The 20,382-nt window shown below is 45.1% G+C and carries 15 protein-coding genes; 10 read left to right on the forward strand and 5 right to left on the reverse strand.

Annotation, left to right across the window (positions count from 1 at the left end):
* From F6J99_RS22635 to F6J99_RS22645, 3 genes are all read left to right on the forward strand, one after another.
* On the forward strand, positions 1–1,085 hold a 1,085-nt coding region (locus tag F6J99_RS22635; protein WP_293115525.1), incomplete at its 5' end, for a formylglycine-generating enzyme family protein.
* 12 nt (positions 1,086–1,097) lie between these two features.
* Complete coding sequence (locus F6J99_RS22640; RefSeq protein WP_293115527.1) at positions 1,098–1,274, forward strand: hypothetical protein; 177 nt, start codon at positions 1,098–1,100, stop codon at positions 1,272–1,274.
* A 38-nt stretch (positions 1,275–1,312) separates the two neighbouring features.
* On the forward strand, positions 1,313–1,732 hold the full coding sequence (locus F6J99_RS22645) for a trypco2 family protein (protein WP_293115529.1): 420 nt from the start codon (positions 1,313–1,315) through the stop codon (positions 1,730–1,732).
* A 65-nt stretch (positions 1,733–1,797) separates the two neighbouring features.
* Here F6J99_RS22645 and F6J99_RS22650 read toward each other — a convergent pair whose 3' ends face one another.
* On the reverse strand, positions 1,798–3,495 hold the full coding sequence (locus tag F6J99_RS22650; protein WP_293115531.1) for a GMC family oxidoreductase N-terminal domain-containing protein: 1,698 nt from the start codon (positions 3,493–3,495) through the stop codon (positions 1,798–1,800).
* A gap of 526 nt (positions 3,496–4,021) precedes the next feature.
* Here F6J99_RS22650 and F6J99_RS22655 point away from each other — a divergent pair.
* Positions 4,022–4,543 carry a late competence development ComFB family protein gene (locus F6J99_RS22655; RefSeq protein ID WP_070393516.1) on the forward strand — a complete coding sequence of 174 codons (522 nt, stop codon included), beginning with the start codon at positions 4,022–4,024 and terminating at the stop codon, positions 4,541–4,543.
* Positions 4,544–4,777: 234 nt separating this feature from the next.
* Here the strand turns inward: F6J99_RS22655 and F6J99_RS22660 are convergent, their stop codons facing one another.
* Positions 4,778–6,034, reverse strand: a complete 1,257-nt coding sequence (locus tag F6J99_RS22660) for a glycosyltransferase family 4 protein (RefSeq protein ID WP_070393515.1) — start codon at positions 6,032–6,034, stop codon at positions 4,778–4,780.
* Between the two features lie 1,003 nt (positions 6,035–7,037).
* Here F6J99_RS22660 and F6J99_RS22665 point away from each other — a divergent pair.
* The 3 genes from F6J99_RS22665 to F6J99_RS22675 all read left to right on the forward strand — a co-directional run bounded on the left by F6J99_RS22665 (position 7,038) and on the right by F6J99_RS22675 (position 9,144).
* Positions 7,038–7,199, forward strand: a complete 162-nt coding sequence (locus tag F6J99_RS22665; RefSeq protein ID WP_229423921.1) for a hypothetical protein — start codon at positions 7,038–7,040, stop codon at positions 7,197–7,199.
* 321 nt (positions 7,200–7,520) lie between these two features.
* Entirely contained in the window at positions 7,521–8,030 is a 510-nt protein-coding gene (locus F6J99_RS22670; RefSeq protein WP_070393514.1) for a hypothetical protein, read from the forward strand.
* A 226-nt stretch (positions 8,031–8,256) separates the two neighbouring features.
* The gene (locus F6J99_RS22675; RefSeq protein WP_293115536.1) at positions 8,257–9,144 is read left to right on the forward strand and encodes a hypothetical protein; all 888 of its coding nucleotides are present in this window, start codon (positions 8,257–8,259) and stop codon (positions 9,142–9,144) included.
* On the opposite strand, the gene F6J99_RS22680 is transcribed toward F6J99_RS22675, so the two are convergent.
* Complete coding sequence (locus F6J99_RS22680; protein ID WP_365973934.1) at positions 9,141–9,635, reverse strand: ATP-binding protein; 495 nt, start codon at positions 9,633–9,635, stop codon at positions 9,141–9,143. The two genes, F6J99_RS22675 and F6J99_RS22680, sit on opposite strands and share 4 nt — an antisense overlap.
* 367 nt (positions 9,636–10,002) lie before the next feature.
* Complete coding sequence (locus F6J99_RS22685; RefSeq protein ID WP_070396741.1) at positions 10,003–10,992, reverse strand: sugar transferase; 990 nt, start codon at positions 10,990–10,992, stop codon at positions 10,003–10,005.
* A gap of 115 nt (positions 10,993–11,107) precedes the next feature.
* Here F6J99_RS22685 and F6J99_RS22690 point away from each other — a divergent pair, with 115 nt between their 5' ends.
* On the forward strand, positions 11,108–11,887 hold the full coding sequence (locus tag F6J99_RS22690) for a 7-carboxy-7-deazaguanine synthase QueE (RefSeq protein WP_293115538.1): 780 nt from the start codon (positions 11,108–11,110) through the stop codon (positions 11,885–11,887).
* A gap of 18 nt (positions 11,888–11,905) precedes the next feature.
* Entirely contained in the window at positions 11,906–12,079 is a 174-nt protein-coding gene (locus F6J99_RS22695) for a hypothetical protein (RefSeq protein ID WP_293115540.1), read from the forward strand.
* Positions 12,080–12,351: 272 nt separating this feature from the next.
* Here F6J99_RS22695 and F6J99_RS22700 read toward each other — a convergent pair whose 3' ends face one another.
* Complete coding sequence (locus F6J99_RS22700) at positions 12,352–12,999, reverse strand: DUF3318 domain-containing protein (protein ID WP_070393511.1); 648 nt, start codon at positions 12,997–12,999, stop codon at positions 12,352–12,354.
* 1,346 nt (positions 13,000–14,345) lie between these two features.
* Between F6J99_RS22700 and F6J99_RS22705 the strand changes: the two genes are divergently transcribed.
* Positions 14,346–20,382 (forward strand): translocation/assembly module TamB domain-containing protein (locus F6J99_RS22705; RefSeq protein WP_293115543.1); only part of this gene is annotated, 6,037 nt, incomplete at its 3' end.

Below are 20,382 nucleotides of genomic sequence, written 5' to 3' on the forward strand. Positions count from 1 at the left end.
GTTCTACCATTGATCACTGGCAAGATGCCAGTTCTACCATTGATCACTGGCAAGATGCCAGTTCTACCATTGATCACTGGCAAGATGCCAGTTCTACCATTGATCACTGGCAAGATGCCAGTTCTACCATTGATCACTGGCAAGATGCCAGTTCTACAGGATCAGTGCCAGTTCTACATCAGTTAAACCCAACCATAGTGATGCCACAAACAAGTCAAGAAGAACAGCAATCAAACCTTATTATCAACCACCATTGGCGAGAAATTCAGTACTTTCCTGAAGACTTGGGAAATGGTATCACCTTGGACATGGTTGCCATCCCCAGTGGCACTTTCGTTATGGGTTCCCCAGAAACTGAAGAGGGGCATAGTAATGATGAAAGTCCCCAGCATCTAGTCACCCTTAAATCCTTCTTCATGGGCAAATATCCAGTTACCCAAGCCCAATGGCAAGCTGTCGCCGCCCTACCCCAAGTCAAAACAGAACTTGAACCCGATCCATCCCGTTTTAAAGGGGAAGACCTACCTGTAGAGCAAGTCTCGTGGTATGATGCAGTGGAGTTTTGTGAGCGGCTGTCCCAGTATACGAAACGCCCTTATCGCTTGCCCAGCGAAGCTGAGTGGGAGTACGCCTGTAGAGCCGGAACAACCACCCCGTTTCATTTTGGAGAGACGATTACGACAGAGTATGCTAATTACCGTGGAACAGATGATGAACAGGGTCGTTGGAAAGGGTCTTATGGTAATGGGCCATTAGGGATTTATCCTAGACAAACCACCCCAGTGGGGAGTTTTGGGGTAGGCAATGACTTTGGACTCTACGATATGCATGGGAATGTTTGGGAGTGGTGTGCAGACCATTGGCATGATAACTATGAAGATGCGCCTAAGGATGGTAGTGCGTGGCTAGACGATAACCATAATGATAATTATAATGAAAATAAGCGGCTATTGCGGGGTAGTTCCTGGAACTACAACCCTGTAAGCTGCCGTTCTGGGTCTCGCTTCAACTGTTATCCGGCTCTCAGGCGCGACGTCGGCAATATTGGTTTTCGGGTGGTGTGTGGGTGTGCGTGGACTCCGTAACTCTTTACCCTTTTGCCCTTTTGCCCTTTACCCTTTACCCTCTTCCCTCTTCCCCCTGTAGAACTGGCATCTTGCCAGTGGCTCCGGAATATTCCCTGTGTAGAACTGGCATCTTGCCAGTGGCCGGAATTTAAAATGGGTAGAACTGGCATCAAGCCGCGTGACAACTACCCAGAACCTTGCCTATAGTTAAGCTGTTGAATAATATAACTAACTATACCAGAGTAATGTCTGACAACGATAACAGCGCCATTGGATTATCTGAATTTATCCAACAGGTTAAACAAGATCTGCTCTCCGTAGCACCAGGTCAGGAAAAAGATGCTCCCTTGTTGTGTGTTGAATCTGTGGAACTGGAACTACAAGTTAGTGTCAAGCGAACTCCAAAAGCAGGTGCAAAGGGAAATATCAAAATTAACGTGTTAGGAACTGGGGGCGAGGTCGGAGGGGAACTGGGTGGCGACTTAGGACGGGATGAAATTCATAAAGTCAAAGTCAAATTATCTCCCCTCTTCGATAAGGAGCGTCTGCTGGAATTTTACCAGACCCTTCATGGAGACAAGGTGCCAACGACGGTCAATAATTGTTTAAGGGCACTCCTTAAAGGCAATGAAGAAAGCAATCTGAATGATGACTTGGGTGACTAACAGCATTCCCGATTCCCGATTCCCGATTCCCGATTCCCGATTCCCGATTCTCGACTCCCAACTCCCTATTCCCCATTCCCCACACATATCCTCTTCGCCACATGGAAACCAACCAAATAAGCTGTCATCTGCGTACTAATCCGGGGCAAGGGCACAGCAGAAAGGTCAGCCACATACACATTAGCTGACCCGTATACTTTCCCAGTATCTATTGCATTGTCGAGTCCTTTATCAATCGCCTTGCCGAATAAGCATCCCCCGGACAAGTGCTGCTCCGACAGTAAAAACCTGCGACTGTAAACATCAACATACTCCTCAATCTGGTTCTCTTCGTAGGGCATCTTAGTTACCAGTCGCAAGAACCACTTAACTAACCAATGTGGCTGTTCTCCCAAGCCATTCAACAGTGCCATGTGCTTGGCAATCTCACTGTTGGCTACCACTTTATCCTGATTGAAATCGGATTGTTCTTCTTCTCCAAAGAAATCTAATTCAATCCGAGAGTCCTCCCTTGAATAGCAACCCTCTTTAGCAGCATTAAACTTAATCGCCGCAGTAATCAAGCTTGGGTCATCATGCCATGGTTTGCCTTGAACTAGGTTATAAATTCCCCATAACAGGTTAATGATCAAATTGACTCCCTGAAGAAACACCCTGATCACGTTCTTGATGATATTAAACAACCAAGGTAACCTGATCACGAACTTCTTGAGCCAGTTTGGGAACAGAAACGCCAGATAAAGGTGGGCAATCATAAACCACAGCCTCTCAAAATTACCAGAAAAGAAATCGAAGCAGCAAACCGTTTGCTGTCCCGGTTGTTCTGGTTCTGGTTGCCATACCGTTGTCCCAAACACAGGGATGTACACATCCCGAGCGGTAACATCGATGCTCTTGTCCACGACATAGATACCCAGGGGCATGACAATATGGTCATTAACATGCTCCCCGATCTGATCGTTTCCCAATTCTTCGCGGTGAGACCAGAGCAGCCTTGGCGTGGCACCCCCTGCGCACATAATCACCTTTCCACCATCCGGATTCAAAGACAAGCGCTCAGTCATCCCCGTGTCCAGGTACTTAACATGCACCCCCACGCACCGTGGTTTTTGCCCTTGCTCCTTAGAAAACTCAAGTCTCTCAACCCTACACCTAGTCTTGATCTCCACGCCCTGGCCAAACCAATCGACAATGGATACTCCGCTGTGGGTTCGCTGCCCAAATGAGTTGAACTGGGTTGGAAAAAGGTGCAACAGGCCGGTATCGGTGACCTCCAAATTAGGAATATTGTCGATAGCGTCTGTACTCACCACAAAACCAACCTTCTCAGCCGCCTGGAGTACTTGTTTAGTCACAGGTGAGGGATCGGTTACCGGGTTTGGTCTAGCAAACTTCTGATTCAACTCTGCCTTCAGGCTGTCCCAATAGGCTGCCGTTTGACCAATATGTGTCGCGAGCCACTCCGACGACTCATGCATCATGGTATAGTTAATCGAGCCGCCACCACCCATAGTGCAGGCCCGCCCGGATATAATCGGAATACCCTTGGGGGTCAGGGCATTGTGAAGCTTGAATACCTTTTCCTCTGCGTAGGACTTAGTCCAGTTGTTCTGGTGGGTAATGTCGCTGGTAGTGAAGAAATCATCTCCCTCCTCCAGCACTAACACCCGCTTCCGGATAGACCTGTCATTACCAGCTTCTAGGTAATAGCTCAGAAACCCACAGGCTCCATTACCAGAGCCAACCACGATCGTATCGTACATTATCGGAATGGTTGTTTAAGCAAATCACTCTATTCTATCAAATAGGGAACAGGGAACAGGGAACAGGGAACAGGGAACAGGGAAAGAATGTGGGGAGATGGGGAGATGAAATTATTGATAACTGTAATAAGCTGGTCTTCATTTAAATTTGATGGTTCTGACAGCTGGGGAGCTGGGGAGCTGGGGAGCTGGGGAGCTGGGGAGAGGGTTTGACGGTTTTTTTATAACTGAATAATACCCAATTTAAATGCGCAACAGCTTATGGCGTTTTCCATACTTATGAGGTGCATTCCACATAGTTACCCCGACTCCCTACTCCCTACTCCCTATTCCCTGTTCCCTATTCCCTTTGCTAAATAACATCACAAAGATAAATTAGTCTAAATCTTTACCATAACTTTAACTCAAATTAGTCAAACAAACAGAACGTATACACAAAAACAACCTGTTTATCAACCTAAGCATTGGAGAATCATGATAATAAAAACTATTAATTAATTGAGTTATCGTCATGAAGTCAGGGTCAATGCAAAGAACTCAAGCCTATCAAAATGTTATGGAAATCCTCGTTGAAGAAGAAATCGAGCGACGACTACAGCAACTTTCCCCCGAGATAGCTAAAAGTATTAATCCGATCGAAGTAGCGACCTATGCTCTCAATCGCCTCCCACCCTTGTATGCTTCCAGTGAAAAAGGTTGGAAGTACCAAAAGCAACGAGGGATGAAGGAGTTAGCTAAGCAAATTAGTATAGTGGTGAGTCGGTCAATCAGTGCTGTTCAAAAGGATCCGATTCGACTGGCAACTCCTTTATTTGATTCTAAAGATCCAGCATCTCAGCAAGCCTTAAAGCGACTTAAAAAATTGCTATTACAGGAAAACCTATCATGGTGGGAACTTCCTCGGGTTGTTGAGCAAGCTCTAATTAAAGCGTGGCATGGAGAGATTAGCTGGAAGCATCATGAGCAGTTTTTTGTACAAGTTGCAGAGACTAAAATACCTGTGAAATCTGGAGGGGCGTGGGGTATGGATAGGTATGGTCGGTGGTAATTCCTGAGCAGAAAACCTGATTTTAGGGAGTCGGGAGTCGGGAGTCGGGAGTCGGGAGTCGGGAGTCGGGAGTCGGGAATAGCACTGCATCGCTATTCCTTCTGCCCTAACATCCACAACTTGTGTACCTCTCAAGAGGTACACAAGATTTTTTCCCTATTGCCTATTGCTAGCATGCCTATTGCCTACTCCCTACTCCCTACTCCCTACTCCCTAATTAGTAAAAGGGATTGATCAAGACTTCTGAACCGCTGCCAGTAACCGCTTCTTTTGAATGTCAGAAAAGAGTTCTTCGTAACGGTTGAGAGCTTGATCGAAGGAATAATATTGAAGAGCATGTTGTCTACTTCTGTTGCCCAGTAATGTAACTGTTGCGGGATCGTTATACAACTCTAAGATTGTTGCTGCTAGAGTTTCTGGATCCTCTGGGGGAACAACAATGCCACCACCGCTTTTTTTGACAGCTCTGGCAGCGGTACCATTCGCAGGAACAGAAGCTAGGATGGGGCGACCACTAGCTAGCAGTACTTGGATTTTGGAGGGCATATTAAACGAAATTACATTCTGCTTTTGTATCACCAACCCCACATCCGCTGCTGCTAGCATTTCCGGTAGTTTTTCCCGAGGTTGAAATGGTAGTAGCTTAACATTATTGGCCTTCCAATTCCTACAGCACTGCTTTAGTCGGCCTAAGGCTTTCTCTTCTCCGACGATCACAATCACAATATCTCGAATGTGATTTACCCTAGATGCTGCCTTAATCAGAGTTTCTAAACCTTGAGTGAGGGCAATATTACCAGAGTAGAGTATAACGAACTTACCATTAAGGTTATGGGCAGTGCGAAAGGAGTTGTTTTCTTTTGGTAAAGGACGGATGAAATTAACATCAACCCAATTGGGAATCTTGACAATTTTAGAGCTGGGCACACCTTTGCTGCGCAAGTTATCGGTAAAGCCATCAGCAATAACACTGATTTTGGTGACTGTGCGGTAAGCAAACCTTTCTACAACCTCTAATGCACGGATTAGAGGTTGGTTACTCAGTAAGCCTACTTTAATCGCAGCTTCTGGCAAAATGTCTTGGAGATTTAGAATTACTGGCGTTCGGTGTATCCACCCCAAAATCGCAGCTGGTAGGGAAACTAGCAGTGGTGGACTAGTTAAAATAATAATATCAGGGCGAGGATAAATCAGAGCCTTGAGGAAGCTGGTAGCAACAAAGCTGCCCTCTAGCAATAATCGGTCGATCAAATTTGGTTTTGGGCGAATCCGCACATAACAGCGATCTACAATCACACCGTTAATGTGTTCGGTAAGATACAATTTCCGTCGATATCCCTCATAAATTTGACGTTGAGGATAGTTGGGCATCGCAGTAATGACCCGAACATCATGCCCTCTTTTGACCAACCCTTCTGCTAGTTCAGTCATCAAGGGGGCAATCCCAATTGGCTCTGGATGATAGTTGTAAGAATATATTAGGATTCGCATAATCTCTAGTAGATGTTGCTAGCCGGGTGTAGACTCACCAAATTTGTTTATTGATGATTTATTGGCTTTAGCACTGAGAACTCAAGACCATTGTCAAGTCAGGTGGGTTGTGCACAATGCCCAATCAGGGATTTTAAGCCTATAACTATTTATTCGGCTTCAATTCCATATTTTACGCCTGGATGACAGTTTTTGTAACAAAAATTAACATAATCTACCTTGATAAAATATTAAAATTGTGCATTTCTAAAGGGTTTGAAAGAGCTACAGCAAGAATCTTTATGCCAATTATGATTATGGCTACAACTAATAAATCCTCCCTTTTGCTAATTACCAATGAGTAATTAGTAATTAGTAATTACTCATTGGTAATGGTCGTATGATTAGCAAACTATGACGACTAGTTTGTGATATCAACTGATAATTGAATTTACCAATAATTCTATTATTATCCAAAAAAACACTATTTTTCATGGGTGCAATCCCGCAATTGAGTGTAAACTAGTTTTTTTTTGTTTCAGAATTTTTACGGATGTCAGAGGAATTAAATATTAATTAAAAGTCATGATCAAATTGCGAAAGTCGATTTATAAAAAAAATAAGTAATATCCTTTTAAAGCTGCGTCGAATTGTATAGAGTTTTTCATAGCTATAAGGTAGACATAATTTTTTATAGCACTACCCATTCAGATGTTTGACATTGTCAGCCATGCCGCGAGTGGGGGAAACCACGGCAGTCGCTCATGGTTTGAAGTTACCGTAAGATAGTGGAGCCTTATTAAAAAATATTTAACCCTTTTCTGCATAACCTGCTAACTATAAAGGCTCCACAATAAACAGGTTTCGTCTCCGGGGGGAACCCCCAAGACCGCGCTGCCTCCCCAAGACCGCGCTGCATCGCTTCTAAACTCCGAAACTTAGTCCTAGCTTATTTTTGACTTCTGACTTATAACTTCTGACGCTAAGCGTAGCGCTATAACTATGCCCAGATCCGCTGTTCCCTATGCCCAGATCCGCTGCTCCCTATTCCCGTTTTCCCATTCCCTATTCCCTATTCCCCATTTTGCAAAGTATTGACTACAATTTTCTAGGATGGCTTTGGCAGGTGTTTCAGCTTTGGACTTCGTCTACAAAGCAGGGAGTACACCTTGGCAGAACGTTGTGACCAGTTGCTCAAGACCAGAAGGGGGTAGTGGTTTTATGCCTAGAGTGGGATATTGTTACTGGTTACCTATTTGACCAAGCCATGGGGCACTTGGGAAATCTTTGTTAAGTGCGCTTTCCGGATTAGGTGCGCTTTCCGCGTTAAGAATTAAATTCGGTCTTTGCGCGCTTTCCAATGGCTAGGGAACCCGGCCTTGGGTCGCGGCTTATCGGCAAAGCCGACCCGGGGCGCGAACGGGCGCGCACCTGTAGATAGCTCTGGTAAGGTTTCCCCTAGATAGTCTCGCTAAATAAGCAGCATACATCATTCAAGGAGAAAACGATGACTATGTCTCGTGTAAAGGCAATTTTAGCGACCATGTTACTCAGCATAGTATTGCTGGTAACATCCTGCGCTCAAAAAGCGCCCTCTCGTTTTGACCAGGCACAACAGGCCAGCAGCCAGGCTAGAAGTGGTCAGGCTGTTACCAAGAATGCCACTCAAGGGTCTCAATTCAACAAGTTTTTCCCACCATCAGGCGGCGGTTATCAACGAGTCTATACCCAGGAGAAAAAAGGCTTTGCTCAAGCCAAGTTGAAGAAAGATGGCACTGAGGTGGCAGTTCTCTCAATTTCTGATACCAGCAGCACTCCTACCACTGCTGCCAAATATCAGCAAAGTGGTCAAACCATTGCTGGTTATCCAGCCCGGGAAATTGGTTCAACTCAAACCGCTATTTTGGTCGGTAAGCGCTACCAGGTAAAGATCCAATCCCGAGATAAGTCGTTTACCGCTAGCGATCGCAAAGCCTGGTTAGCAAAATTTAACCTCAGTGGTCTTTCCCGACTTTAGGAAATAAATGCTACAAGAAAAAAGGTGAATGGGGAATAACCATCCTCAATCACAAGAATCATAAGAATCACAAGTAAGTAGGTCATTAGTCATCAGTCATTAGTTATCAGTAACTACCATCAGTAGCTACGATCAGACTCGGTGTTGGTCACTCAGGACTAATAACCAAGGACTAATGACCAAGGACTAATGACTCGAAAGTATCAGATTGTAAAGGAGTCTGAGTGTGAGCAAAGCAATTTATGAAATCGTTGATGATCTGCCAACTAAGAACCTGACCATCTCGGCGCTGAAGTCTCTAGACTTTGTTGTGCCTGGAGAGTGGGAAAATTTAGTGGGATTTGAAAATACCATTCGTGCCATCACTGGTGAAGAAGACGAAGAGGTAATTCAGGAAATTGGCGATCGCGCCGTCTATCTGTTCAATGACCGCTCCCAGGGCTACCAAAGAGCGCTGTGGATTTACCAAACCATTGATAGCACTGGTACGGCGTTGGGGGCAGCAGCTTTAGCGAACAAGGTTGGTGAAAAAATTCCCTTGTTGGGTTTCTTGAACAGCTTGACTCCGAAAGCTGACAAAGCCCAAACCATTGATCTGTCGATCAAAGTGGTAGGGGAATTGATCGGGTTTTGCCAAATTAATGGTCTGCCTGGAGATAGCATTGGTGACTTTGTAGCTGCCTTAGCTGACTATGGTGGCGCATCTATAATGCGTATGGCAGCACTGGTTTGTTTTGATGGCCTGATTCCCCTTGGTCCTGACTTTATCATGGGAGTACAGTCAACTCTAGAGCGTCTAACTCCCAACGAGTTGGAACACAGTGGCAGTTTCAAAGGTATTCAGGATGCGATTCCTGGGGATGATTCCCAGAGCAAGCTCAGCTTTATTGGTCAAAGCTTTGAATCGGTGAAGGGATGGATGAGTGATTTCGTTACTGACCGAGGTGTGACCCCAGAACAAATCGCTAATAATTTGCAAAGTTTTATTGAGTTTTCTGATGACAAGTTAGACTATCTCGCCGCTTTTCTGGATATGTCTACTAACTATTACGAACACACTGGCATTCAAAGTCTGGCGCGTAGCTTAATTGAACGCGCCGCAGCGGAAATCTAGCACCATTTACGCATTAGTAGGCAATTACGTTGGTCAGACAGACGTTGGTAAGAAACTTCGTCTGTCAGCTGATTCATAAACATCAACCCTCTACCTCCTTCTTTTTCTAAAGGGTCATAGTCCTCTTGGTAGAGGGATTCCAGCTTGGATTGGAAATCAAAGGGGTGTCCATAGTCCCAAAGCCGCATTTCTAATCCGTCAGTAAATAACTTTAGCTCCAGCTCTATTACTGTAGTGTTAGGTAAATGTCGATGAGCATGGCGTACTACATTAGTAAAGCCTTCCACCAAAGCAATTTGACACTGTTGCCAAAATTCCTGAGGCAGTGGGTCAGAAGTGAATTCTTCAAACCACTGTAATACATCTTTAACTTCACTCAAGTCTGTTTGGACCATTAGACGAGATGCTCGAAGCGGTTTGCCATTGCACATCAACCGACTGAGTTTCCAGGTTTTATTAATAAGCACCACTATTTTGTAAGAGAAAAACAACAATGACTCTTCTGCTACACGGAGGTTCCGATGATCTAGTCGATGCAGATCGGTCTAGTGGGAACCACTATATTAGCCTAAATTGATCGAGTTTGATGGTACTTTTAAAAATTCTGGTGTTTACACGGTCTATGGCATTAGACTTCGCCGCAGTTTACGGGAACTGCGGACAAGGTAACTTCGGATCAGCGGACAATAATTGAGAAAGACAAGATCAGACAAATACTTTGCCAAGAGGTCTATTGTCATCTATTCGTGAACATTTAGTTTTCGGTTCCAAGGTAAGCTAGGCTGGCATTTGATCAACTACCATCACCTTCGCCACTAGGGGCGAAAGTGCGGGGTCCAAACTCATCTAACCATAAAACTACATTCCATCTTTACGAAGCACTACCAGGATAGTTTTGAAGATAAGTCTGATATCATGGGCTAAGCTCCAGTGATGTTGGTATTTTAAGTCCATTTGAATGATATCTTCAAAACTACGGATTTTTGAGCGTCCATTAACCTGCCACTCACCAGTGATACCCGGTTTTACGTTTAAACGTTGCCACTCCGGAACCTCATATATTTCTACTTCATTGACTGTTGGTGGTCTTGTCCCTACTAAACTCATCTCTCCTTTGAGAACATTCCAGAACTGAGGCAGTTCATCTAAGCTGGTTTTCCGTAAAAAATGACCCACTCTGGTGATTCTGGGGTCATTTTCATTTTTAAAAACTTTGCCATCAGCTTGATTTTTAACTTTCTTTTTTAGCTGTTCAGCGTTAGCACACATGGAGCGAAATTTCCAGATCCGAAACCGCTTTCCCATCCAACCACAACGGATTTGAGCAAAAAAAATCGGACCAGGGCTATCTAGCTTAATAGCAAGGGCAAGAGGAATAAACAAAACAGCAGTAATGCCCAAACCCACGATTGCACCGACAATATCGATTAATCGCTTCACCGGAGATCTAACTGAGGGATGGGTTGTTGGTAAGTGATTTACTGATTTGTTGGTGTTTCGTGTGGTATTATTATCTGATGCTTCTATAGCTAACCTTTGGTCTAGTCCGGTCATGACCAATACAGACATGACTTGGGGAGTGACATTTTTTAGCAACGTTTTAACCCCTTGTTCTAGGGCGCTTTTGTGATTACTCACTAATGCACCGATACCACTGCTATCGATAAAAGTAGTCTGGTGAAAATCAAAGATGATTGTTTCAGGTAGAGGAATTTTTTGGAGAAGCTGCTGAAATAGTTGCTTAAACTCCACAGCTTCTAGTACACTTACACGAGTAGGTAATTCCACCACGGGAGCATCTTGTGAAAAGATTACCTGGAAATTGTGGTTCTTGACTGAATCAACCATCATAAAAGAAAAACCGCTAGATTCTAACCTATAGTCTTGACCATTATTTTGTCCTAGAACGTTACGATTCGGCAAAAATTTAGTCAAATATCATGAAATCTTTGAAAATGTGAACATGCCCTGTGGTACTCAACCAACTGCCCGCCTAATCGAAGTTTTTTCTGCTATTCAAGGGGAAGGGCTAAATGTTGGCACTCGTCAGATCTTTATCCGGTTTGCCCTATGTGATCTAAGATGTCATTTCTGCGACAGTTTCCATACCTGGGCTGTGCCTCCTCAATGTCAGGTGGAACAGACTCCCGGTAAGCGTGATTTTGAAACTTATCCAAATCCAGTCCCCTTGCGATCGCTACTGAAATGGGTTGACAGACAAAATAAACATCGATTGCACGATAGCATTAGCCTGACTGGGGGTGAACCTTTACTTCATACTCCGTTTCTGGTGGAATTTCTGCCTGAGCTACGACAGTTAACTGGATTGCCCATTTACCTAGAAACTGGCGGTCATCGTCCTGAAGAGATGGCAAGGGTTTTGCCCTATTTGGATTCAGTGGGTATGGATATCAAGTTGCCCAGTGTGAGTGGAGAGAACAGATGGGCTGCTCACAGGGAATTTCTGAAGGTGTGCCACAACTCATCTGTCGAGGTATTTGTCAAGTTAATTATTGATTACCACACTGACCCCACGGACTTAGAACAATCTGCCGATTTAGTAGCAGCGCTTAGCCCGGAAATTCCAGTATTTCTGCAACCAGTGACTCCGGTGGAGGGCTCTGGGCAACCCATAGTTACTCCTACTCCGGAGCAGGTTCTGGCTTGGCAGGTTTTAATGAAGCGTTCTCTTAAGCAAGTACGAGTGATCCCTCAGACCCATAAAATGATCGGTCAGCTTTAGGGGTCTGTTGAAGGTTATTTGGTTGAAGGTTATTTGGTTGAAGGTTATTTGGTTGAAGGTTATTTGGTTGAAGGTTATTTGGTTGGAGGTTATTTGGTTGAAGGTTATTTGGTTGAAAATTCTTTGGTTGAAGGTTATTTGGTTGAAGGTTGTTCGCCTTTGGGGTTCCCTTTGGGTAGGTTATGGGGTTGAAGGTTGTTCGCCTTTGGGGTTCCCTTTGGGTAGGTTGTTTGTCAGAATGCAGAATGTAGAATGAAGAATGCAGAATGTAGAATTCTAAATTCTAAATTCTAAATTCTTAATTCTAAAATGTTGTTCGCCTTTGGGGTTCCCTTTGGGTAGGTTATTTGGGTTGAAGGTTATTTGGTTGAAGGTGAACAAACAACAGTTAACAATCAACAGTTAACAATCAACCATCAACCATCAACCATCAACCAACAGTTAAGTTTTGCCTAGACATCACACTACATGGTTGTGCCTTCTCGCTTGGCTTTGGCTTGGGCTTTGGCTTTAGCAGCACTGCGTTTGAGAGCAGACAGCCGGTCTTCGTATCTGCGCCGTAGACGACGACTAGGGGTGATTTCAATTAAGGTTTTCAAGGCACTGCCTAGACTCTTGTAGGCATTGGGTAGGGTGTAGCCGAAGCGAGTGGCAAGTGCGATCGCTTTTTCGTCAGCTTCGATGGCATATTTGAGGTTTTTCTCCCCATTGTTTTTTTGATACAGTCGCCAACCTGATACTCCACAAAGGGCTAAAGCCAACAGCAGCAATAAGCCATCTTGTACCCATAGTTCCCCGACAGCACCCCCTAAACCAATGGCTAGGGCTGCCATTTCCCACCCTTCTTTAGGAATTGTGTCATTTTGAATCCGGGCAACTTCATGCCAAAACAGCAGGTTACGCTGGTCAAGGGCGAGCTGCTCCCATTTAGTTAGGTCAATTTGAATTTCTACCTCGTCTGAACCCAGTTCTTCACAACGAACCAAAGGGGGATTCACTTCTGTGGATCCTTCCACCATCACCCAGCTTTGTAGCTCTGGTGGTAGTAAGGTTTTTAGTCGTCGGAGTTCACTCATTTCTGCTCTAGCAGAAGACGCTGCATAGGATGTCATTCATATCCTCCTACAAAAAACTTGTTCAAATTGAGCTGTTTGTGACCGGACAGTATCGACCGATTCGATTTACCCAAGTTCAAGATGTTGTTTACTCGACTCATTAAACTTCGAGGAAGCCAAGCATCAGTAGTAGCTCTTACTAATCCCTAAGGATACTACTAGGCAGTAAGCGCGATCGCATGGTCTTGCTGTTCTGTATTGATGTCTACTCCTATCCTTTAAGTTTATAGTAGCGTTTCAGGGCTGGCCGCTCAAAAACCAGATTAACCCATCACCAATTATCCCCATTACCCGATCACCCTATCTTCAGAATTTTCACCATTGACACTCCCCGGTCATTAGACGCGGGGATTCTTAGATCAACGAACCGCCGTAAACCGCCGAGTTCCAATATTTGACGCCGCCAAAAACAGGACAGTACAAAACCCGCAAACCCTTGAAAACACCAAGTCCCCAGTCAATTCACGACAGACCTAGAGGGCAGTTCTCGCGATTGCGTATCGGCTTTAGCCGACGCTACGCGAACGAGTACTTACTGGAAGTGCCTTAAAAGTCCGTTTCCCTTCCTTTTCCTCAAGTTTCGGTGTGCCGGAAACGAAACCTTAGAAGAGTGGAGCCTTAATCAAAAGCGATGCAGCGCGGTCTTGGGGAGCCAGTGCGGTCTTGGGGGTCTCCCCCATGAGCAACTGGCGTGGTTTCCCCCACTCGCTATTGCATCAAGAAAGGTTAAAACTGTTTACTCATAGCCAACTAACTATAAAGGCTCCACTCTTCTTACGGTAACTTCTAACCCCACCGTACTTTGCGGTGCGACCCGTGGCGAATTTAATTCTTAATGGGTCAAGCGCACCGTTTTTATCTCAAAAGTGAAACTTCAACGGTTCACACGCCAACGGTTAATTGACGATTGGGTTTTTAGCGATGCAGCGCGGTCTTGGGGAGGCAGCGCGGTCTTGGGGGTCCCCCCCATGAGCGACTGCCGTGGTTTCCCCCACTCGCTATTGCATCAAGAAAGGAGGATTCTCCCTTCCCTCCGGGCATTACTACTTTATGGTCAATCAATTGCGGGTCTCTACCCCGGTTGAGCCAACGGTTTCACAGCCTGTACCCTATATCTAAGACTATATCAGCATTAACGATGATTCCGGATTTTGCTAGGTTTTTTTCTAGGCGACTAAAGTCGCTGCGAGCCTACATCCGGTGGTTTAAAAACCCGGGGTTTTAGCTTGTGAGTTCCTCCATCATAAAATTTTAGCGACCCTGTATCAGTCAATTTCCGGAATATATTGCAGCCGATCTGGAATAATTTTCAGCAAATCCTCTAATCATCCTAATATTCGGATATGACCAAGCCTTCCCAAAATCCTCCCCCTGAACCAGAGGTAAATCAAAGCCGGAGTGCTGTAGCCACTGTACTGCAATGGGGAAAACGCCCCTCTACTATTACCTTTGCCATGATCTCCCTGACCATTGGTCTGGTGGGATATTTTGGGGTCAGGATGTGGCTATACCAAAACTTACCTGGCTGGATTGAAACTGAACTGAGTAAGGTTATCCAGCGAGATGTACGGGTTGGACAACTGAAAGCCCTATACCTGACTAGCCTAGAGTTGGGACCATCCTCTATCCCAGCTACCACCACTGACCCTGACCATGTGGCTATCAAAAAGATCAAAGTAGGTTTTAATCCCTTGCCTTTGCTTCTAAAACGCCCTTTGCCTGTCACCATTAACTTGGTACATGTGGATGTGTATGCCCAACAAGAGGCAAATGGAGAGTGGATTAATTTAAAAGACTTGAATTTCGATAATTCCTTCTCTCCTCCGATTGATTTTGATGCTAAGGTGCGGGTGTGGAATGGTAAAATTGCCCTTTTACCCTATGGTCAGACTAACCCATTCAAGGTCAGACTTGATGCTACTGCTGGCTTATCCAACAACAATCAGCGTCTCAGGTATAACATCACAACTACTATTGCTGAGGGTAAGACCAAACTGGAGGGCAAGACATGGCTGACAACTGGGCAAACTAAAGCATGGGTCAACGTCCAAAACTTGGCATTGGCGGAGCTGATGCCGTTAATCAAAGCGGTTATTCCCAATATCCCAGCTAATCTCCAATCTGGTGAATTAGATGCCAAACTGAATATTTCCCTGCCTTCGATTAAGGACATTCCCGATGTCAAGGGTAAGGCGGTATTTAAAGGGATTCAGGTGCAAGTAAACCCGTTGAAGGAACCGGTGAAGGCTAGCGCTAGACTGCGCTTCCAGGGAGACCGGGTGCGCTTGGAAAAAACTCAGGGGAGTTATGGCGCAATTGAGGCGTTGGTATCTGGTCAAGTTGGTTGGACAAAAGGGTTTGACCTGAATGTTGATGTCACACCCTTTAGCTTGGCGAAGCTGCTGAAAACTGTTCCGGTTAAATCCCCAGTGCCAGTAAATGGGGAAATGGCTGCGGAGTTATCGATTACCGGTCCGATTGACCAGCCAGAGGTGACTGGTAAACTACGCAATACTAAAGTGACCACCATCGATAAGGTTAAGTTGGCTCAGATTCAGGCTGACTTGGCTGGGAATTTTTCCCAAGTGGTCCTGACGGATTTCTTAGTAAAACCTGAGGCTGGTGGGAAAATTACTGGGCGTGGTCAGGTAAAACTGGCTAGTGACCAGCAAGGGGGAACTAAAGGGCAGGCAATGCCTCTAGCCTTCGATTTTATTGCTGCCCTTCCGGTGGATGCGATGCTCCGCAGGAGCGGCTACGCCAACGCATCTCCCAATAACCTGCTATCTCAGATTACCCTGGGCAACCTCGACGCCCAAGCTACCATTAGAGGAAACACTCAAAACCCCCAAGGGAGTCTAATTTGGCAAGCACCAGCCCTATCCACTTCATCTTCAAAGGATATCGGGGTTTCTGGTGCTGGAGAACTCCTGTTGCTCAATCAGAATATTTTGCTGCGTAACACCCAGGTCAAGGTCGGTAAAGGGACAATTACTGCCACGGGTACAGGAAACCTTAAAACGAGTAAGTGGGAAGCTGCTGTAGTGGCTAACGCTGTGCCTCTAGACCCCTTTTTACCCCTGTCGGGACAGTTGACCACAGGGAAAATCAACCTCTCTGGTAGTCTCAAATCCTTTTCTCCTAAATCTATTGAGGCAACCGGAGATATGCAGCTGGGGGTAGAAGGGGGTAAGGTGAAGGCTACAGGTCAGGTAAATCGGGGCATGGTGGAATTGGAGGCCAGAGCCTCTAAAATTCAACTGAATAAGCTAGTGCCCAAGTTAGGTTTACCGATTGGTTTGGATTCTGGCAAAATCAACCTTTCTGGTTCCCTAGAGTCTCTGCTCTCCTCTAGCTCAACTCCCAATCTCAATAGGTTGATTAATACTATTGATGGCAATTTTAATGGGTTGCTCGGGGTGGGTGGGGGTAGGGTAAATGCTACAGGTCAGTTAAATTCAGGGAATCTGGATGTCAATGCATTAGCTGGTCAAATTCAGCTTAATCCCCTAGTTTCCAAATTGGCCATACCACTAGCACTACGGTCGGGTCAGCTTAATCTTTCCGGAAGCCTGGGATCTCTGCTCGCCTCTGCCTTGAATCAGGACTTCAACAGCTTTAATACTATCAACGCCAATTTTCAGGGAAACTTAGGTGTCGCTGATGGTGAAGTTAATGCTAGAGGTCAATTAAATTCAGGGAATCTGGATGTCAATGCATTAGCTGGTCAAATTCAGCTCAATCCCCTAGTGGCCAATTTGCCCATACCAGTGGCGCTACGGTCGGGTCAGCTTAATCTTTCTGGAACCCTGGCATCCCTGCTTACCTCTGCTTTGAATCAGGACTTGAAAAGCCTCAATACTATCAACGCCAATTTTCAGGGAAACTTAGGTGTCGCTGATGGTGAAGTTAATGCCAAAGGTCAATTAAATTCAGGGAATCTGGATGTCAATGCATTAGCTGGTCAAATTCAGCTCAATCCCCTAGTGCCCGATTTGACCATACCAGTAGCGCTACGGTCAGGTCAGCTTAATCTTTCCGGAAGCCTGGGATCTCTGCTCGCCTCTGCCTTGAATCAGGACTTGAAGAGCCTCAATACTATCGATGCCAATTTTGAGGGAAACTTAGGAGTCGCTGATGGTCAAGTTAATGCCAAAGGCCAGTTAAAGTCAGGGAATCTGGATGTCAATGCTAGGGCCACTGAAATTAACTTGAGTAATAGCTTGAGTAATAGTTTCCCTAATCTAGCCCTACCGATAGCTCTCAAGTCAGGTAACGCTAAGCTTTCTAGTTCTTTAGAGTCTCTACTAGCTTTCGGCTCATCATTTAACCTCGACCTACTCAAGGCAATTCAGGCTAGCTTTGATGGAAACCTAGGTGTAGGTGGTGGCAATGTTAATGCTATTGGTCAGTTCACCTCTGGGGTGCTGACTGCGGATGCGATCGCAAACAGCCTGGATGTAGGGGAAATCGCATCCCAAATTGCCTTGGCTAACTTTCCAAACTCTATCGATACCCAAATCGGGGGGAAAGTCAAGTTAAAGAGCCGACTGAACACCCTAGACCCCCCAACTCTACTCAATCAGACTGACCTACAAGCAGACCTTGACGGAGTACTAGCCCAAGGCAAACTTAACCTAAATAGCACCCTCAGCAACGGTCTATGGCAAGCTGCCATCAATACCACTAATCTTGATTCCTCCTTACTGGTTAGTCAGTTATTACCTCAGCTGGGTAACCAAAAACTAGAGCTAGGACCGGTGAACAGTAAACTGAATTTATCCGGAAACCTTAATCCCCTGCTCAATCCTGGTGCGATTGCTACCATTAAAGCAAATACCATATCGCTAGAGTTGCCAAAACACTCCTTTAATGCTAATGGAGTAATCCTACTGTCCCATCTCACCAAAACCAACCCTAGTCAGATGCCATGGGAGATTGGAACAGATCTAAACCTAGAGGTTGGTTCTGATCTCAGTAAATTACCCTATAACCTGCTATTGAGTCGGTTACCTTTGGAGCAAATTTCCCCAGGGTATCAAATTCAGGTCAAGGGTCAAGCTGACTTGAACGGTCGCATCCAAGGAAAAAATTTACTCTCAGCCCCCTTCCTACCCGGAAATGTCAATCTGACCGGGAATCTACAGCTATCGAATTTGAAGGTTAATGACTTAACCTTTGAGCCAGTGTTAGCTGGGCCAGTAACCGTTGCGCCAGGACAAGAATTAGCCATAGATTTACGAGGAAAGAAAGATGCGATCGCATCTCGCCTCCAACCCTGTACTAGAGGAGAGCAATGTCTTGCTCCCTACCTGCCCGCATCCTTTACACTCAAACAGGGACAAGGGTCACAATTCCCGATGATGATCACAGGAGTACGCCGGGGAGATAACTTAACCGCTCAGATCAAGAATTTCTCCCTAGCTATCCTTAATCTTAGGCCTGGTTTGACCTACGGTATTCCCGGTAAATTGCAGGGTGAAGTAACAGGGCAAGCTAACCTCAATCTTTTCACCCTAGAAACCTCTGGTCGTAATACTATCGACATTAAGCAACTTGCTCTAGGAGAAATCAACGCTAAACAAGTTAGTGCTAACTTCTCCTATCAAGATCACATTGCCCAGATCGCATCAGCTGCTTTAATCTTAGGCAACAGTCGATATTTATTCAAAAATGGTCGATTTAATCTCAAGTCTCAAGAAATAAACGGCAAGCTTACTATTCCAGAAGCCTATATTGAAGACCTACTGACTATTGTCAAACGTGTTGATATTATCGACATCGTCCAAGGATTCCAAACTACTAATTCTTCTACTAATAAATTTAGTAACAATAAATCTGGCAACGCTGACCAATTACGACCATTACGTACTATACCAGCAGGCTCCCTAGCCGCTATCCTACAACGGTTCGCTAAAATTAATGCCCAAGAGGACGCTGTTGCTAACCCTTTCGATCCTACTACACTCCTGAGTAATTTAGATATTCGAGGTAAGTATACTGGGGAAATTGCAGTTGCCGGAATCTTGAATAATCCTAAAGTCAATTTTAATGTCGAGGGCAACAATTGGCAGTGGTATGCTAATTCCCCCAATCAAGTAATTGTGGTCAACCAATTGGTTGCTAAAGGAAGTTACGACCAAGGTGTGATTACTGTGCAGCCAGCCCGAATGAAATTGGGGGAAACAGTCTTAGCATTTCAAGGACAGCTTGCCCAAGAAAGCAACTCCGGAGACTTCCTCCTCCAGAATTTATCTTTAGAGACAGTAAGCAACTTAGCCAGCAACTTTGTCACTATTCCCTTTGACATTGCAGGTAACTTGAATGCTAAAGGCGAACTGGGAGGTAGTCTCACCAATCCCCAAGTCACCAATGGGCAAGTCGCTTTTGTAGATGGCTCCGTGAATGATACCTCCCTTGATGATGTTGAGGTGACTTTCGACTATGTTGATTCTCGTCTTGACTTTGACACCAACAAACCAGATTATCTACAAGCCTCTGGTAAAGTCCCCTTTCCCCCCAAACCCAATAGCGATCGCATAGATATCAACCTCAAGCTGGCAACTCCAGCCATGGCACTCCTGAGTGTCGTGACTCAAGAACAAGTGGCATGGGTGAATGGAGAGGATAGAACCGCTGATATAGAACTGGATGTTAGTGGACGTTTGGAGTTAGCAGATGGTATCAAAATTAAAGACTTATCAGGAACATCTGAGGTTAATATCCAGAATGGCACTATCAAAACCAAGCTCCTGGAGGATGACTTTACTCTCAATGTTGTAGGCAAGGTTAAGTTAGATCAGCAACGCTTGGAAGTAGTAAACTATCCCGATAAAGAAGGTCAAAAAACTCTCGAGGGTAACCTAGCAGGGATTGGATTCTCCCTGTCTGGAGAATTGCCGATAGCCTCAAATAAGATAAACTCCTCCAATCCTCTAACCCTGAAAATTCCTAAAGATAACCTAAAGTTAGCAGGGCTCTATGAAGGGGGAGTAGCCAGTAATATCGTGATTACGGGTTCAGCATTGCGTCCAGTTATTGGAGGAAACATTAACTTAGAAAATGGCCAAGCCTTTATACCGAAGATACAGGAAACCAAGACCGAGGCAAGTGACGAAAAAAGCGTTAAGAATACGTCTAATCAGACTCCCTCATTAGCCCCTAGTCGCCAAAATAATCTATTTGTGCCTAGGTTAAAGAACTTTCAGGTAAATTTGGTAAATGAGTTAAGAGTGCAACAGTTTCCCATATATGATATTCGACTAGCTGGTGATTTAACCCTCAACGGTCCTATCAATGGCAATCTCCAAAACTTACAAGGATTGGGAACAATTACGCTACGACGTTGGGAAGTTGATGTATTAGAAACCGAATTTGTTT

This window comes from Moorena sp. SIO4G3 (genome assembly GCF_010692305.1).
GTDB lineage: Bacteria > Cyanobacteriota > Cyanobacteriia > Cyanobacteriales > Coleofasciculaceae > Moorena > Moorena producens_A.

Excerpts from the sequence above, each read along its gene's own strand:
- F6J99_RS22645 (WP_293115529.1), top strand. The coding sequence starts at position 1,313 with ATGTCTGACAACGATAACAGCGCCATTGGATTATCTGAATTTATCCAA.
- F6J99_RS22650 (WP_293115531.1), bottom strand. The coding sequence starts at position 3,495 with ATGTACGATACGATCGTGGTTGGCTCTGGTAATGGAGCCTGTGGGTTT.
- F6J99_RS22655 (WP_070393516.1), top strand. The coding sequence starts at position 4,022 with ATGCAAAGAACTCAAGCCTATCAAAATGTTATGGAAATCCTCGTTGAA.
- F6J99_RS22660 (WP_070393515.1), bottom strand. The coding sequence starts at position 6,034 with ATGCGAATCCTAATATATTCTTACAACTATCATCCAGAGCCAATTGGG.
- F6J99_RS22665 (WP_229423921.1), top strand. The coding sequence starts at position 7,038 with ATGCCCAGATCCGCTGCTCCCTATTCCCGTTTTCCCATTCCCTATTCC.
- F6J99_RS22670 (WP_070393514.1), top strand. The coding sequence starts at position 7,521 with ATGACTATGTCTCGTGTAAAGGCAATTTTAGCGACCATGTTACTCAGC.
- F6J99_RS22685 (WP_070396741.1), bottom strand. The coding sequence starts at position 10,992 with ATGGTTGATTCAGTCAAGAACCACAATTTCCAGGTAATCTTTTCACAA.
- F6J99_RS22690 (WP_293115538.1), top strand. The coding sequence starts at position 11,108 with ATGCCCTGTGGTACTCAACCAACTGCCCGCCTAATCGAAGTTTTTTCT.
- F6J99_RS22700 (WP_070393511.1), bottom strand. The coding sequence starts at position 12,999 with ATGACATCCTATGCAGCGTCTTCTGCTAGAGCAGAAATGAGTGAACTC.